The organism is Mesorhizobium sp. CU3 (assembly GCF_006442965.1).
In the GTDB taxonomy this organism is placed as follows: Bacteria; Pseudomonadota; Alphaproteobacteria; order Rhizobiales; family Rhizobiaceae; genus Mesorhizobium.
The window spans coordinates 254,594-270,109 of sequence record NZ_VFWX01000007.1 but is presented as its reverse complement, the minus strand read 5'-3'; the positions used below and the strand labels follow the sequence as shown (position 1 = coordinate 270,109).

The following is a 15,516-nucleotide window of genomic DNA, read 5'->3' as shown; positions in this document are numbered from 1 at the left end:
CGTCCTAGTCCCGATAGAGACGCTGCTGCACTCCGAAGTATGACGCCCGGATCGACTGCATGTCCCCCAGATGGGCCCGGGCGTCGGCGAGGGTTCCGTATCGCGCCGTCAGGTAGTCGGCGAGCTTCGGGGTCGCCAGCTCCCTCTCTCCGCGCTGCTCGTAAGCGCCAAGCACACCGTAGAGAAAGTCCCGCATCTCCCGGTCCAAACTCCTCAGGCCGTCCTGACGGACATTATTGGCGCGGGCGTGTCGGGTTTTCGGAGGGGTCGTGAAGCGGATGTAGGCCAATACATCGAATAGGTCGCTATCCGGGGCGTCGACCAGGCGGCGCATGTCCGCCAGCTTGTCGGCGTCATAGCCCTGTTGTTCCAGCACCGCGATGAAGTGTTCCCGCTGGTCAGGGTCGCTCCACTTGCGGCGCAATTCATCCTCGTTAGCGATCATCGTAGAAAGGTCGCCGAACAAGCGTTCAAGGAACTGTTGCGCCGACATCGGCTTGCCGTCCGGACCCCAATAGGTCGTCGCGGCAAGATAAGTGATCGCCCGCTCCTTTCCGTCCGCAAGCCGGATCACCAGCTTGGTCTTCGGCTCATCCTCCCCACCCTCAGTGCCCCCATCCGGGCCCTCGGTTGGCTCCGGAGGTTCCGGCCTGGGGTCGGGCTGCGATGGCGGAGTGCCTTCGGGCGGCATCGGCTCGCCGTCCCATTCCGGATCGTTGAATTTCTCGTGCGCCTTCACGAAGTCGTAGATCGTGAAATAGTCCTTGCCATCATAGGTGCGGGTTCCTCGTCCGATGATCTGCTTGAACTCAATCATGGATCGGATCGGGCGCATCAAAACAATGTTGCGGACATTCCGCGCATCGACCCCGGTGGACAACTTCTGCGAGGTCGTCAGGACCGTCGGGATAGTTTTGTCGTTGTCCTGAAAATTCCTCAGGTGCTGCTCGCCGAGCTTCCCGTCATCAGCGGTGACGCGATGGCAGTAGTTAGGATTCGGATTGGCCTTGATCTGGTTGATGTAGTCCCTCACCCGCAGTGCGTGTTCCTGGGTAGCGCAGAAGACGAGGGTTTTCTGACGCTGGTCGATTTGGTTCATGAACTCGGCCACTCGGCTACGCTCCCGCGCCTCGATGATCAGACGGGTGTTGAAGTCGGCCTCTGTGTATTTGTCCTTGTCGATCTCGCCCGAAACGATCTCGTCGGAGCCATCCCAGACATACTCGTCGATCGTGCTGGCCATCTGGCGCACCTTGAAGGGCGTCAGGAAGCCGTCCTCGATCCCCTCGCGTAGCGAGTACACATAGGCCGGATCGCCGAAGTAGGCATAGGTGTCGGCATTGTGCTTGCGGCGGGGCGTGGCGGTCAGGCCGAGCTGCACGGCCGGTGAGAAATGCTCCATTATCGCGCGCCAGTTGCCTTCGTCGTTCGCGCCGCCCCTGTGGCACTCGTCGATCACGATGAAGTCGAAGAAGTCCGGCGGATAACCTTCGTAGCTTGGCTGGCCGTCCCCGGTCATGAAGGTCTGGAAAATCGTGAAGAAGACCGAAGCGTTCTTTGGCACCGCGCCTTTCCTGTGCAGAGTGTCCGGGTCGATACGGGTGATCGCGTCGGCGGGGAAGGCGGAGAAGGCGTTGTATGCCTGATCGGCGAGAATGTTGCGGTCGGCCAGGAACAGGATGCGCGGACGGCGCACGGGCTCACCCGAAAGGTTCCAGCGGGCGTGGAACAGTTTCCATGCGATCTGAAAGGCGATGGAGGTCTTGCCGGTTCCGGTGGCCAGCGTCAGCAGGATGCGCTTCTCGCCCTTGCCCACGGCCTCCAGCACTGCGTTGATCGCGTTGTGCTGGTAGTAGCGCAGTTCCCACTTGCCGCCCGCTACCTCGAACGGCACCGCGCCGAAACGTTCGCGCCATTTGTTGGCGTCCGAGAAGCAGCGGTCCCAGAGTTGATCCGGCGATGGGAAGGGCTGGAAGTTGCCCTCGACCCCGCTGGTCATGTCGGACTCATACCAGCCGAGCCCGTTGGTGGCGCAGGCAAACCGGGCCTTAAGGCGCCCGGCATAGTCCTTAGCTTGGGCGAGGCCGGTGGTGTGGGCGAGGCCCGCCCGCTTGGCTTCTATAACCGCAAGTTTCTGGTCGCGGTAGATCAGCACATAGTCGGCGGAAAGACGTTCTCCACGCTTGCCGCCCGGCATGATGCGACCGGGGCAGATCACCTCGCGGCGAACGCGGGAGCCTTCGACCGATCCCCATCCCGCAGCGGCAAGAACCGGGTCGATCCGGTTGGCGCGGGTGTCGGCTTCGGTTTCGCTGTCGAACATAGGTCGAGGTTGGTTAGGCTAATTCGCCTGAGAAGGCTTTTTGCAGAAGTGATTGGCGGAGCGTGTCTAGAAGGACCACGTTCTCGTCATAGAGGCTGGATACTTGATCGATGTAACCGGCAATTTTCTTGAGCCGTTGAACCGTGTCGTTTTGAATTTCGAGGTCAGGCAGTGGAAACCCCCGGTGCTCAAAGGTTCCCAAGTTTATATTATCTCGCGCACTACCCTTGCCCGCCTCTTTCAGATCATCCTTGTAATATCCTAACATGAATTCAACGTACTCTGCATTCGCTAAATTTTGGTCGAGCGTCATGCCGATAACGCTATCCGGGAAGCAGGCATCAAAGGTGATGACCGCTGTCTCACCAATTGTGGCCCCGACTATCGCAATGCAGACGGTCCCGCTCGGCCACATCTTGCTTTGCTGGAGGCCCATCTCTGAGTAGGTTTGAGAGAAGTTAGTTAACAGGTGATCGGCCCGACTGATGTCGCCGGTTTGTATGAAGGGATAGGGGCCGCCATAGAGCCTCGGGTCGTTGCGAGGTCGATGTCGTGACTTTCCTCGTCCGAATTCTCTGCAAACGCCCATCAAAGTGCGTTTGGGCCAGTTCACGGCTTCAATTTCAAAGGTCCGCCGTAGAGCTTCGGCAAACAACTCCCTCGCCTCGGCAGCGTTGGTTTCTATGTTGGCACGCGACTGGGACAGTTCCCGAAAGGCTCCATCCAGAACCGCGACGATACGCTTCTGTTCGTCTAGGGGCGGAAGGGGGATTGGGAGCGACTTGACCACCGGGGTGTCGAGTTTATGGACCGTGGCACCGCGCGTAACTTTCTCCAGCAAATACGGCTCGCGAAGTTCAAGGAAATAGGCAAGAAACCTGCTTTCCAGTTTCTTTGACGGCATCAGTGCCTTGATGTCCTGATTGATGGTCAGGTCGCGCCCTGCCACTCCCACCGGAATAGTTCGGGCCAAAATCCCGGACCGTACAACAAGCAAAAGCGAACCAGCCTTGATTAGCCGCGTTGCCGACCCAGAGAGGGCGGCCTCGGATATATGGTCCTCACTGTCTGCAATGACAGCTGATTTCATATCCTTTGGTGATACCCAGGGAATATTACCCTTCCAGAAGTCATCCCGACCCTTCGAGGGTGTCCCCCCACTGGCAATCTCGGCGACCTCCCCCAGCGGCCTAACCTCCCACCCCGCCTTCACAACAGCCCCCGGATGCGCTCAAGAATTTCCGCCGTCTCGACATCGCGGGCAAGGATTGTGTCGATGATCTCTTCCGGATTCCGCAGGGCCTCCGTCTCAGGAGCGTTAGGGTTTTTCACCGACAGGTCGAAAGTCACGGTATCTACATCGGCCACGTCCACGACCCACGATTTAGGCCCGGTTTCCAACCCGCGCTGCAATTCGACAAACTCGGCCAGATCATCGTCGTTCAGGGGATTAGTTTTGCCAAGGCTACGGCCCGGATCAAGCTGATAATACCAGATGCGCCGTGTCGACTCGCCCTTCTGGAAGAACAGCACCACCGTCTTGACGCCCGCCCCCTGGAAGGTCCCCTGCGGGCAGTCGAGGATCGTGTGCAGGCTACAGCTTTCCAACAACTCGCGCCGCAGCGCCAGGCTGGCGTTGTCGGCGTTCGACAGGAAGGTGTTCTTAATGACAATCGAAGCGCGGCCCCCGGCCCGCAGCTTGCGGATGAAGTGTTGCAGGAACAGATAGGCCGTCTCGCCCGACTTGATCGGGAAGTTCTGCTGCACCTCGCGCCGCTCGCCGCCACCGAAGGGCGGATTGGCCATGACGATGTCGTGGCGATCCTTGTCCTGATAGTCCAGGACGTTTTCGTTGAGGCTGTTGGTGTGGACGATGTTAGGGGCCTCAATTCCGTGCAGCACCATGTTCATGATGCCGATGACGTAGGCCAGAGACTTCTTCTCCTGCCCGTAGAAGGTGCGCCGCTGCAGGGTCTCATAGTCGCTGGCGCTGATGTTCGGGCGACGCATGTAGTCATAGGCTTCGCAGAGGAAGCCCGCCGAGCCGACCGCGCCGTCATAGACGGTCTCTCCGATCTTCGGGTCGACGACTTTGATCATGGCGCGGATCAGCGGTCGGGGCGTGTAGTACTCGCCGCCGTTTCGTCCCGCGTTGCCCATGCGGCGGATGCGGGTTTCGTAGAGCGCCGAAAGCTCGTGCTTGTCGGCCTGGGTCTTGAAGTGCAGCCCGTCCACGATTTCCAGCACGTCGCGAAGGATGTAGCCTGAGCGAAACTTGGAGCGCAGTTCGGTGAAGATTTCGCTGATCTTGTATTCGATGGTGTCCGGGCCGGTGGCGCGGTCATGGAAACGGGCGAGGTAGGGGAACAGTTCGCGGTCCACGAAGTCCACCAGATCGTCACCCGTCATGGCTGCGTTGTGGTCGAACTGACCGTTCACCTTGGGCGCGGCCCAACTGTCCCAGCGAAACTTGCCTTCGATGATCGGGCCGTGGCCCTTGCCTTCAAGTTCTGCCCGGTCACGACGCTCGCTCTCCAGGTCATGAAGGTATTTCAGGAACATCACCCACGAGGTCTGTTCGACGTAGTCCAGCTCGTTGCTGATGCCCTCTTCGGCCCTCAAGTCCTTTTCGATGCTGTTGAAGGCGTTTTCGTACATGCGTCCCCTGTGACCCTCAGGCTGTTTTCTCGATGCTGCTCCTAGCATAGGCCCCCAAGCCTTTGGCGAGCCTTGCGTCGATAAGCGCACATTTTTGCAGAATTTTCGTTTGCGGATACTGTCTTGTCGCCTTGGCTTGGTTCCCCCGTGGGGGTCCGTCTCGTGTTCCAATGGGAAGCGGGTCACTAGGGCTTGCCCTTGTGACACTAGGGAAAATCCGCCCATGACCGTCTCACTAGGATGGTTGTTGACTTTTGGCACTGCTTGGTTCACAGGGTCTATGAATTCATTGACACCACGGGGGCTTCAAGTGACTTCACCTACCATCGGCTACGCTCGTACCTCGACCGTCGATCAAGACGCAGGGCTTGAGGCCCAGCAGCGTGATCTTAAGGCCGCAGGATGCATCAAGGTCTTCAGCGAGCAACTGTCCTCAGTGGCTATCGCACGGCCCCAATTGGAGGCCGCTCTAGACTATCTACGCGAGGGCGACACTCTCGTTGTCACCAAGCCAGATCGCCTCGCTCGATCAACCGCTGATCTCCTAGGGATTACCGAAAGGCTTAGGACGAAAGGCGTGACCCTGCGCATCCTCTCGATGCAGATGGACACAAGCACACCCACCGGCAAGTTGATGCTGACCATGTTGGGCGGTATCGCGGAGTTCGAGCGCGATCTCATGCTTGAGCGGCAACGCGAGGGCATCGCCAAGGCCAAGGCGGATGGCAAGTACAAGGGAAGAGCGCCCACCGCTAGAAGGAAGGCTGCGGATGTGCTGCGGCTCAAGGCCGAGGGCAAGACTGCCGATGCCATCGTGCATGAGCTAAACGTGAGCCGATCCAGCGTCTTCCGTATCCTTCGGAGCGTTTGACGGGATGCGCAGGGACCAGCAAGAGGAGAGACGAGGAATGGGAAAGAAGGCCGAGAAGAAGCCACTCACCCGCAAGCAGTGGCTGAAGCTGGAAGCACTCGAAAGAAGAGCATTGGGCGCGATAGGGTCGCCGCTGGGGGCATCGGATGCAACGAGGGCCGTTGGCGTAGATAAAAATGCTGCCAAGGGAGTTGCATACCAACAACAATCAAAAAAGTAGCTAAATTCTTCTGAAGGCGCACTATTCCTGTTTCGCTCTCGTGGCGTTTGTGCTAAAATAATCAAGCGAGATAACCCCAAAGCTCGCGTCTTCCTTACCCGTGTGGAGCCAGTGCTACTTCCACACGCTCGACCTATACCCAGAGAATGAAATGTCTAACCAACGGGGAAACCCCACTACCTGGATGACCAAGGAGCGTAGTGACCGCAAGAGCGTTACGGCCCTCAGGAAGCACCGCAACCAAGCCCTCACCTGCAGCCTCCAAGGCTGCCACCATCATCGAGCCGGACTTAGCCGCTTTTGCCGCATCCACGCGGATCGAATTCGCGACGTTGGTGACCCGATCGCGACAATTCCACCGGCGGAAGAGCTTCACACGTTTTCCCAGGCGATAGAGCGGTGGTTGGCCAAAGGGTGTCCCCCGCAGCTACGCAGTCAGATCGAGCAGGAGCTTTGCTACCAGTCGAGGAGGTTCAAGCGTCCAGAAAGTTGGGCAGTATCGCCCGGCAGCCTGCACCGTCGGATCACCCAGAGGGGCCGCGCGGAGATCGTCAAGGCCACAGTCGCGAAGAATGGCAGTGACTTTCGAGACTGGTTTATTCGTGCGGCTGCCGTCGAGGGATGGGCCCTTTTGCACTTCGACGGTCTTCCTGAATTTCGCGAGAGGTTCATCGAGACCCAAGTGGGGAGTTGGGCAACCCAGAGGGGAACCCCGAGCCGCAAGTGGACCATGCCCATTATGACGAAGGACACATCGACGATCCTATACACGCCAAAGGGTCCAAGGCACCCGACGGTCTGGTCGTCCCACACGCAAAAGCTCCGGAAGAAGGTCTCAGGCGCTGTTCAAAGGCTGCTTGGCGAGGACGCCGTTGCTGCGTCAAAGAAGGCCTTGCACCTTGGGGTTCCCCTGTGGGATCAGCCGGTAAAATCGCGTTGGCGCGAAGGCTTTGTGACGCTTCTGGACTCGGTGAAACTCGCCCAGCAGAGAACCCAAACCGCCTGAGCTCCGGCCCCCTATCAGCACCGAAGGAAACCCGAAGTTGGCTTCAGCAACCTTTGACATTGACGACCTCGACGCGGGAGAAGCACTGGAGGCACTGGAAAAAGCCCTTGTTATTAACCCGACGAGTTCTCAAGACCCTGAAGTTCTCAGCCTGAAGGAGCTACAAACTATCGAGAGCATCTTTCAGCCAAGGAACTTGGACTATCGGGATGGTGAACACGAGGCTCACATCGACACCCTTGCAAAGGCCATTGGGAAACCTGAGAAGCCGAGACACTTGGAACCGATCACGGTGTGGTGGGGTGGAGCAGGCTGGTTCATTCTCGACGGCCACCACAGGAGACTTGCGTACAAGCGGGCGGGTGTTGTCGGGAATATCCCGGTTCGCGTCTTCAGGGGTAGCATCGAAGAGGCCTTCTCGAAGTCGGTCTCGTTGAACTCCAAGAACAAGATGCCTATGAGCCTCCAGGATAAGATGAATGCCGCTTGGAGGCTCACAGCCCGAACGGATTACTCCAAGAGCCATATCGCACTGGAGTGCGCGGTCGCCGACGGCTCCGTGGCAAACATGAGGCGGGTCAAACGGGCATTGCTCGGGAAAGGCATGACTTCGGATCGACTGCTGGAAATGAACTGGACAGAGGCGCAACTTGTATCCAAAGGAGAGGAAAAGCCCGAGGTCGATCACGGCGCTGAAGCCGCAAGGCGAGCCCGGGGTTATGCACAGAGCATAGCAAGGGCCCTCAAGGATCGGCCACACAAGGACCCCGAAGGATTTGCCTTGGCGCTGCTGATGTTGGACGAAAGGCTCCCAGCGAGGTTGCTGGAGACAGCAGCTTGGGCCGACGTCCTAGCAGACTTCCGCAAGATCCTCGAAACGGAAGAATGCTTCGATGACTACTAAGCTATGCATCCATACTTGTGCATTTTGCATAGGCTAGCTCGCCCGAGTGTATTCGACTTAGGACCTGACGCGACGATCTCGGGCCTGCGGTTCGACAGCTCTCTGCTGCGACCAATTGCACTCAGTATAGGTTAAGTTGGCTTCGGCTTGCGCTTGCCCTTGACCGGCGAGGCCCGGCGGGCGGGCTTTGAGGTTTTGGAAGGTTTGGGCGTTTGTGGCCGTCGCGACAAATCAAGCACCACAACGTCGACCCTGCTCCGTAATTCCTCGGGCATGAACGAAATGATCTTTTCCTTCAATTCCTCGGCGGTCGTGATTGTCGGATCAACGCGTCCAGCAACTTTCTCACCGTTGCCATACCAAAGTGCGAGATAGATGCCTTGTTTGGCTGCATCCGGGTGGATGGCGTAGCGTTGGTCAAGCTGAGCAGATGCAGCGGTGTATAGTTCAGTGTTCCACTGCCCCTTTACTTCCGTAACTAGGAGACGATGGGCGCTAGGAACGGTGGATGAAGCGGTAATGTCACATCGATTGCCACCAGACATATGGCGTTCGATGACAATTGAAAGACCGAGCGCGGTCATTCGACCCTGTAGTCGATCCACAATCCGATTGCGCGCAGTATTCTCGTCGACCCGCTTTCCACCCGAAAAAAACTGTTCGATAGGATCAGTATCTGAGCCGTCGAGCCACTTCTGCAAGTTGCCAAGTTCCTCGACCATCAATGCGCGCAGATCCTCGACCGACGCAACTTCATTTTCGTCGAGCATTTTGCTGACTTCCGTGGGAAGGGGCGCACGGAAATCCTGCAACGCCAACTTGCGGCTTGCCTCGACACGCAACGTGAGCAAGGTGTCGCGAAAATCGGCAAAACGGGGGTCGGCCATCATTACATCTAGCACAGGGATTCGACGGTCCGGGGTGTCTTCGGCGATTTTCCAAATGCATTCACGGAGAAACCGATAGGCGGTCTCCTCCTCTGGGTCGCTCGATCCCCAGGTATTAGGTAGATTCACCTTTGGCCAGACTTCGACATAAGCATCGAGGATCTGGAAAATCATCTCAGCGGTTACCGGAGGGTAATCATCGTACTCATCTGAGTAAAAGCGTCCCAGCCGGTGCTCCAGGGCAAAGATCGTCTTCGGATCCGTTCGGAGATCCTGCCATGCTGCAGTGCCGCCCGGGGTGTGATAGAGGAAGGCGTTCAGCTTCCAGAAACGGCTGCGAGATCTTGCCCGGTTGTCTGCTTCCGTGTTTTCGCCACTATCAATGGCTGGATCAGCAAGGCGTCGATCAATCAACGCCAAAAACTGCTCCCTATCCCCAAATTTGGCAGCCATGCCGAAGAGAGACCTAACTGCCTCAATCGGCATGTTGGGAAATCGCTCCAGCCATTCGAGCGGCAACGTCGCCCTCAGGTGCTGAAACGCGGATTTGTGATTGAGCCAAGAAGTGCTCACCGGAACCTCTTCGGTCGCAGTAAGCTGCTGTTCCAGGTAGTCTCTAGCGAATGTCTCCGCAGAGTTTGGCTCCCCAAACAGCGCGTCATCCAGCGCGGCTTCAAATGCCGCTTCTTCACCATCTTCAAATGCGGGATACGAAGATGCCTCTGTCTTAGCAGCCGCCAAAATACGGGCATCGATGCCGCCAAGACGATCACCGTCTCGAAAGCGGACGATACAGGCAGCAAGAAGCACTTGTGCGATATCAACTCTGGTACGCAGGCCAAGAGCCTGAACTGTAGGAACATGGGGGTCGAGTAGCGGAAAGCAGTTGCGCAACGCGCGCTTTGGGGTTTCGGGATCGTCGATAAGATGGTTCAATTCGTCGGTCGCGAAGAGATAGGCTTGGGCAAATCTTTTTAGCCACCACCAATGCTGCCCACCTTCGATCTGGGCTAAATTCTCTCGTAGGTGCGCGCGATTATTCTCTTCCACGGCAGCTTCGCGGGCAGCATATCGCTTGCCGCGAGACCGGTGGATCTTGAAGCTTCGCTCGGCATATTGGCGTCGGGATTTTTCCCTGAGTGCCCAAGCGGCCAGAAACTCAGGTCCTGTTTTGCTTTGGCTTCTCTGGGCGGCACGGGCGGGATTAGGCCCCTTTGCTTCACTCCAGATGTCATGAGCGATCAAGAGTTCCGCCCATACGTCTACGAGACCCTGTTCAACCGCAAACTGGCTCAACGCCTCTCGATCTCCCGCATGTAGCACAAGACCGGAATGGCTGTGGCTGAGAAAAAGCTTGGTGACGGCCTCATGCGCGGCGTCTTTTCCCCTCGCGCCCTGCATCGCCAATTGCTGTATCGACCTCCTCAGGTCGTGATTGGCGCCTAGATGTTTGACCGACGCGCTCCGCTCCTCGCTTGCTCGGTTCCTAAAGTGAAGTGCCTTGACCCACGACCAAACACGCGCAGGCTCGTGTGGGTATGTGGAAAGTTCAAAATATCGATCTAGCAAGTGACCAATGATCTTGCTCTTCCCGTGTCGGCACGTGCACCGATAATCATGTGTTGGAGAACAGGTGCATACAACCTTGGGAGATAAGTGGTCTAGGAATGCGATGACGTCAGCCAGATCGAAGGAGCGAATTAGCCGTTCAATAAAATAGTGAGACACATGGTGTCTACGGTCATCGGAATTGGGATATAAACTGCTTAGTTTGTCCAGAAGAGCGCCAACCTCTTGGGCGCCAACTGCAGCTACCCCGAGCTTCACTACGCCTCTTGCAGCCATTTCTAGAGCATCAGCTGATCCCTCGGCCAAAAGGAGGGTAAAGTCATCTGCTAGTTTGTAATCACGTATTGATAGCAAGGCCTCCTGAGAAAGTTTGCGAGTGTCGGCATCAACCGTGGAGCTTCTTAAGATTGCGGTGATTTCCGGAACGAGGGCTGTGGCAGCGTCTGTACCGATCAGCAATTCAAGTACCAAGTTGCGCAGAGTGCCCGCCTTACCGAGGATCACGCGCAACTGGTCCAAAATATCGATGCTAAAGAAATGCCCTACGTTGAAGCGGCGCCAAAAATCACTGCGCCGGAACATGGGATCGGCGTCGGCCAGCCGGTCTAGGCCGGTTAGCAGCATCTGCTTGGCTTTTGCGGTGAGTTGACTGGGGTCGCCGTTCGCGAGAACTGCATAAGGATCAAGCTGGATAGCAGCCAATTGAAGTGGTTCACGTCCAAGAGCTGCCATCCATCCTAGCATTCCCCGGAGTTCGTCACGCGTCACCCCGTTCGGCGCGATGATGGCCATTACCCGTCCTAGCGAGAGTCGATCCGCCGGGTCTTCTATTCGCCGTACAAGATATCCGGCGGCGCAGTACTCAGCGACAATCCTGTGGATCGGCTCGTGTTTATTGGGATCATCCGAGGGCTTCAGCAAGCCTGTGTCAACGAGGAAGGCCGACAGCGGGGCGTTGCTGCTGAGGCTGTTGATGAATGGGAAATCGTCATCGCTCAGCTGCTCAACCGTCGCAATACCAGTCGCTCCGGAGAGCAAGAGCTTCGCCAGAACCTCACCGCCATATTCCACAATCTCTGCAGTCGGTGGCTTCGCTTTTTGACGTGGCAGCTCAGAGTTCGCCTCGTGGGCTAAACGCTTAACTGCGTCTGCGAAAATCTTTGCCCTGGACGTGAAAACGCGACCGCTTTCTAGGTACGCAGCCCCCAGCAGTTGAAGGAACTGCGGATTACCCAAGAGAGGAGCGAGCCCGAACTTGTGCACTTCCTCGACAAACGCATCAAAGGTCTCATCAGGAAAGAAGTTCGAGAAGAGCTGCCGTTGCTCGGCTTCAGTGAACGGCTCCAGGCGCACCACGACAGGCTCAATGCCAAAGCAGTGCTTTACGTAGGCAGTGCGGCCCCGATCCCATTCGCCTGACCGGCTGGCGAAAATCACCGTGGCGGTTGAGGTATCACTTGCCTGAGCGATGATCTGATCGGTGGCGACGCTGTCGATCCGTGCAACCTCGTCCATCGCATCAACGACGAGAGCGCCGGAACCCAACTTGTGCGCTCGGTTGCGGAAAATACTGGCCTTTATTGGAGTTGTCTGGAGGAGACCGGCCAGCGTCTTGAGGAGTTCCGTTTTCCCTGCCCCGGGCTCAGCGAGGACGACGAAAACCCTCCCGTCCTGAAGTAGCTGCTCTTCAGTGAGGGTCTTGTCACCTGAGATGAGAACCCGAGGGATATATACGGTCGCAACTCCTTCTTATCTCTGGGTACTCAGGTTGGGTACGCGATTGGGGCCCCATCGCAATAGACGACGTCCGTAACTATTTGTTTTCGCTATGGTATTTAACAATGGCGCCGCTGGTGGTGGAGCTGAGGGGGATCGAACCCCTGACCTCATCATTGCGAACGATGCGCTCTCCCAGCTGAGCTACAGCCCCGTTCCAGCGGATCGGCTTGTATCGGTCGCGGCCGTTTGATGTCAAGGCGAAACGGGGCTCCCGCGCACGGATAGTCAGGCGGGCCTTGCCGGTTCCGCGGGCAATGGCTACATGTCGGCGACAATTTGGAGACCGGCATGATCGCCCTCATTCAGACCATCGTCATGGCGCTTGATATCTACTGGTGGATCATCATCGCCTCGGCGATTTTTTCCTGGCTCTATGCCTTCAATGTCGTCAATTCGCGCAACCAGTTCGTCGCCACCGTCAGCAACATGCTCTATCGGCTGACCGAGCCGGCGCTGCGTCCGATACGCCGCTTCATGCCCGATCTGGGCGGTATCGACATTTCGCCGATCATCCTGCTCTTGATCATCTTTTTCATTCGCCAGTTCCTGCTGACCACGGTGATTTCCTGGGTTATCTGAGCCCGCTGATCGATGCGTGAGCCGTTTCGCCTGCGCGACGGCGGCATCGACCTTCACGTGCGGCTGACGCCGAAAGCGGCATTCGACCGGATCGACGGCGTCGAGACGACGGCCGATGGAATGAGCCATCTCAAGGCCCGCGTGCGCGCCGTGCCGGAAAACGGCGCCGCCAACGCGGCGCTTATGCGGATGGTTGCCAAGGCTCTGGGTGTGCCGGGTTCTGCTGTATCGGTGATTGCCGGCAGCACAGCGCGGCTGAAGACGCTGCGGATAGTGGGCGATGCGGCGGCGTTGGCGAAAAGCGTCGAGGCACTTTCCAAGCAACTCAAAATTTGAGACGCAGGCGGGACAGCGCCCCCTCTGTCCTGCCGGACAGAGGCTACGGCATGCACCATTTCCAAGCGGTTGGTCTTTGGCGATAGCGTGCATCGCAGCTTGGCGCATGCATCGTCTTGCGTAGCGCTGGTCGACCCCCACTCCGTCTCGGCGCTGCGCGCCGATCCACCTCTCCCCCAATCGACGGGGTAGAGGAAAGGCGCCAAGCCTTCTGCCGTCAACGCGTGTCCGGCAACGCTCCTTCCTTTCCCTCCGGAGGGGGGAAAGGTGGCGCTGCGAAGCAGCGACGGATTGGGGGAACCACCTGGCAATTAAGCCTCAGGCCGGTCGGTCACACCAGTCACAGAAAGACGTGTGCATAACGTGGCGGCAGAGGAGGGCGCGAAGGATCGCCTACGTCGACGGCGCAAGCGCTACAATCGCTCAATCCCCCAGCGGCAGCTTCGGATCATCCACCTTCAGCGTGTTCACGCTCTGCTTGATGCGGCGCAAATTCTCCAGCACTTTCGGCCCGCGCGATTCCGCCACCGTGGTGGCGATCATGTCGAGGATGGCGAGCAACGCGTAGCGCGACGAGGTCGGCTTGTAGATGTTGCCGTCCTCGAAGGGCTGCAGCGGGATCACCGTGTCGGCGACTTTGGCCAGCGCGGAGTCCGGCGCGGTGATGGCGACGGTTGCCGCGCCATATTGCTGCGCCACCTCGACCGCCTCGATCACCGAGCGCGCATAGCCAGACACGGAGAAGGCGACCAGCGTCGTTTCCGGCGTCGCCACCGCGGCATACATGCGCTGCAGCTGGCCGTCGGTCTGGGCGAGCGTGGACAGGCCGAGCCGGAACAGCCGGTTCTGCATCTCGATCGCCAGCATCGAGGAAATGCCGCCGGAGCCGATGCACAATATGTTGCCGGAGCTGGCGATGCGGGCGGCGACGCTGACCAGCACGCTCATATCGAGGTTCTCGCCGGCGCGCTTGATGGCGGCGATCGCCGCTTCGGTGATGGCGGACGCGATACGCTGCTCGCGCGCGTCGCGGCTGAGCGGCTCCGGCGACAAATACTGGCCGCCGATGGCGATCGCCTGCGCCAGATAGAACTTGAAGTCGCGCAGGCCCTCGCAGCCGAGATTGCGGCAGAAGCGGGTGACGGTCGGCTCGCTGACGCCGACGCGCGCGGCAATCTCGGAGATCGCCGCCTTGGAGGCGAAATCGAGATCGGAAAGCACCAGCCCGGCCAGCCGTCGGTCCGACTTGGTGCCGTCCTGCGACATCAATTGCAGGCGGGTGATGATGTCGGCCGGGGTCTTCATCGCATAGCCTTCAAAGGGGCAGGCCCGTCGCCTTGTCGAAGAGGTGTATGTTGTGCGGATCGACGCTGACCGGCAGCCGGTCGCCGGGCTTCACCTGCAGCCGGTCGCGGAACACCGCGCGCACCGTGTCGCCGCCGACCGAGCCATAGACATGGGTTTCCGAGCCAGTCGGCTCGACGACGTCGACCTGGATGGCCAAAGCCTCGTCGCCCACGCCGATGACGAAATGCTCGGGCCGGATGCCCGCCTCGACCGTATCGCTGCCGGCAGCGGCTTTGCCGGCAAGCGCCAGCCGGCCGCCGCCCTTGGTCTCGAACCAGGCACTGCCGCCCGTGCTTTTCAGCGCGCCCGAGACAAAACTCATCGACGGCGAGCCGATGAAGCCGGCGACGAATTTGTTGGCCGGCCGGTCATAGAGCTCCAGCGGCTGCCCGACCTGCTGGATGCGGCCACGGTCCATCACCACGATGCGGTCGGCCATGGTCATCGCCTCGATCTGGTCGTGCGTGACATAGACGATGGTCGATTTCAGCCGCTGGTGCAGCGCCTTGATCTCGGTGCGCATCTGCACGCGCAATTGCGCGTCGAGATTGGAGAGCGGCTCGTCGAACAGGAACACCGATGGCTCGCGCACGATGGCGCGGCCCATGGCGACGCGCTGGCGCTGGCCGCCGGACAATTGCCTCGGGTAGCGGTCGAGATAGGAGAAGAGGTTGAGCACGCCCGACGCCTTCTTCACCTTGTCGTCGATCGCCGCGCGGGCCTCGCCGCGGATCTTCGGGCCGAAGCCGATGTTCTCCGAAGCCTTCAGATGCGGGAACAGCGCGTAGGATTGGAACACCATGGCGATGTTGCGCTTCTGCGGCGGCAGCTCGTTGGCGCGCGTGCCGCCGATGACGAGGTCGCCGGACGTGATCGTCTCCAGCCCGGCCAGCATGCGCAAAAGCGTGGACTTGCCGCAGCCGGACGGCCCGACGAGCACGACGAACTCGCCGGTCCGGATGTCGAGGTTGATGTCCTCGAGGATTTTGTGCTGGCCGTAGGATTTCGACAGGTTGCGGAACTGGACGTCGGTCATG

At 58.9% G+C, this 15,516-nt stretch carries 12 protein-coding genes and 1 tRNA gene; 6 read left to right on the top strand and 7 right to left on the bottom strand.

Annotation, left to right across the window (positions count from 1 at the left end; genetic code table 11):
* Nucleotides 1-4: 4 nt before the first annotated feature.
* Genes hsdR through FJ988_RS13575 form a run of 3 tightly spaced genes read right to left on the bottom strand, consistent with a single transcriptional unit; the run spans nt 5 to nt 4,981 of the window.
* On the bottom strand, nt 5-2,323 hold the full coding sequence (hsdR, locus tag FJ988_RS13585) for an EcoAI/FtnUII family type I restriction enzme subunit R (protein ID WP_140818396.1): 2,319 nt from the start codon (nt 2,321-2,323) through the stop codon (nt 5-7).
* A gap of 13 nt (nt 2,324-2,336) precedes the next feature.
* Nucleotides 2,337-3,536: a restriction endonuclease subunit S gene (locus FJ988_RS13580; protein ID WP_140818394.1), complete on the bottom strand. Its 1,200-nt coding sequence runs from the start codon at nt 3,534-3,536 to the stop codon at nt 2,337-2,339.
* A complete protein-coding gene (locus FJ988_RS13575) occupies nt 3,533-4,981 on the bottom strand; it encodes an N-6 DNA methylase (protein WP_140818392.1) in 1,449 nt (482 codons plus the stop codon). Before FJ988_RS13575 ends, FJ988_RS13580 begins: the two co-directional genes overlap by 4 nt.
* Before the next feature lie 280 nt (nt 4,982-5,261).
* Between FJ988_RS13575 and FJ988_RS13570 the strand changes: the two genes are divergently transcribed.
* From FJ988_RS13570 to FJ988_RS13555, 4 genes are all read left to right on the top strand, one after another.
* Nucleotides 5,262-5,852: a recombinase family protein gene (locus tag FJ988_RS13570; RefSeq protein ID WP_140818481.1), complete on the top strand. Its 591-nt coding sequence runs from the start codon at nt 5,262-5,264 to the stop codon at nt 5,850-5,852.
* Between the two features lie 37 nt (nt 5,853-5,889).
* Nucleotides 5,890-6,072 (top strand): hypothetical protein, encoded by a 183-nt coding sequence (locus FJ988_RS13565; RefSeq protein ID WP_140818390.1) that lies wholly within the window; start codon nt 5,890-5,892, stop codon nt 6,070-6,072.
* Between the two features lie 184 nt (nt 6,073-6,256).
* Nucleotides 6,257-7,078, top strand: coding sequence for a hypothetical protein (locus tag FJ988_RS13560; protein WP_140818388.1), 822 nt, complete (start codon nt 6,257-6,259; stop codon nt 7,076-7,078).
* Between the two features lie 37 nt (nt 7,079-7,115).
* Entirely contained in the window at nt 7,116-7,982 is an 867-nt protein-coding gene (locus tag FJ988_RS13555; RefSeq protein ID WP_181183520.1) for a ParB/RepB/Spo0J family partition protein, read from the top strand.
* A 131-nt stretch (nt 7,983-8,113) separates the two neighbouring features.
* Here the strand turns inward: FJ988_RS13555 and FJ988_RS13550 are convergent, their stop codons facing one another.
* Both FJ988_RS13550 and FJ988_RS13545 read right to left on the bottom strand, forming a co-directional pair.
* Nucleotides 8,114-11,953, bottom strand: a complete 3,840-nt coding sequence (locus FJ988_RS13550) for an NACHT domain-containing NTPase (RefSeq protein ID WP_246688529.1) — start codon at nt 11,951-11,953, stop codon at nt 8,114-8,116.
* A 339-nt stretch (nt 11,954-12,292) separates the two neighbouring features.
* A tRNA-Ala gene (locus FJ988_RS13545) sits at nt 12,293-12,368 on the bottom strand.
* Between the two features lie 137 nt (nt 12,369-12,505).
* On the opposite strand from FJ988_RS13545, the gene FJ988_RS13540 reads away from it, so the two are divergent.
* Nucleotides 12,506-12,796 (top strand): YggT family protein, encoded by a 291-nt coding sequence (locus tag FJ988_RS13540; RefSeq protein WP_140818382.1) that lies wholly within the window; start codon nt 12,506-12,508, stop codon nt 12,794-12,796.
* Nucleotides 12,797-12,808: 12 nt separating this feature from the next.
* Entirely contained in the window at nt 12,809-13,132 is a 324-nt protein-coding gene (locus FJ988_RS13535; protein ID WP_140818380.1) for a DUF167 family protein, read from the top strand.
* 423 nt (nt 13,133-13,555) lie between these two features.
* Here the strand turns inward: FJ988_RS13535 and FJ988_RS13530 are convergent, their stop codons facing one another.
* Together FJ988_RS13530 and FJ988_RS13525 are read right to left on the bottom strand one after the other, a co-directional pair.
* Complete coding sequence (locus FJ988_RS13530) at nt 13,556-14,437, bottom strand: MurR/RpiR family transcriptional regulator (RefSeq protein WP_140818378.1); 882 nt, start codon at nt 14,435-14,437, stop codon at nt 13,556-13,558.
* Nucleotides 14,438-14,447: 10 nt separating this feature from the next.
* The gene (locus FJ988_RS13525) at nt 14,448-15,515 is read right to left on the bottom strand and encodes an ABC transporter ATP-binding protein (RefSeq protein ID WP_140818376.1); all 1,068 of its coding nucleotides are present in this window, start codon (nt 15,513-15,515) and stop codon (nt 14,448-14,450) included.
* Nucleotide 15,516 lies beyond the last annotated feature (1 nt).

What these genes read in the sequence shown, in the direction of transcription:
- FJ988_RS13530 (WP_140818378.1), bottom strand. Translation starts at nt 14,437, where the DNA reads ATGAAGACCCCGGCCGACATCATCACCCGCCTGCAATTGATGTCGCAG.
- FJ988_RS13550 (WP_246688529.1), bottom strand. Translation starts at nt 11,953, where the DNA reads ATGGACGAGGTTGCACGGATCGACAGCGTCGCCACCGATCAGATCATC.
- FJ988_RS13560 (WP_140818388.1), top strand. Translation starts at nt 6,257, where the DNA reads ATGACCAAGGAGCGTAGTGACCGCAAGAGCGTTACGGCCCTCAGGAAG.
- FJ988_RS13570 (WP_140818481.1), top strand. Translation starts at nt 5,262, where the DNA reads ATGAATTCATTGACACCACGGGGGCTTCAAGTGACTTCACCTACCATC.
- FJ988_RS13565 (WP_140818390.1), top strand. Translation starts at nt 5,890, where the DNA reads ATGGGAAAGAAGGCCGAGAAGAAGCCACTCACCCGCAAGCAGTGGCTG.
- FJ988_RS13575 (WP_140818392.1), bottom strand. Translation starts at nt 4,981, where the DNA reads ATGTACGAAAACGCCTTCAACAGCATCGAAAAGGACTTGAGGGCCGAA.
- FJ988_RS13525 (WP_140818376.1), bottom strand. Translation starts at nt 15,515, where the DNA reads ATGACCGACGTCCAGTTCCGCAACCTGTCGAAATCCTACGGCCAGCAC.
- hsdR (WP_140818396.1), bottom strand. Translation starts at nt 2,323, where the DNA reads ATGTTCGACAGCGAAACCGAAGCCGACACCCGCGCCAACCGGATCGAC.
- FJ988_RS13540 (WP_140818382.1), top strand. Translation starts at nt 12,506, where the DNA reads ATGATCGCCCTCATTCAGACCATCGTCATGGCGCTTGATATCTACTGG.
- FJ988_RS13535 (WP_140818380.1), top strand. Translation starts at nt 12,809, where the DNA reads ATGCGTGAGCCGTTTCGCCTGCGCGACGGCGGCATCGACCTTCACGTG.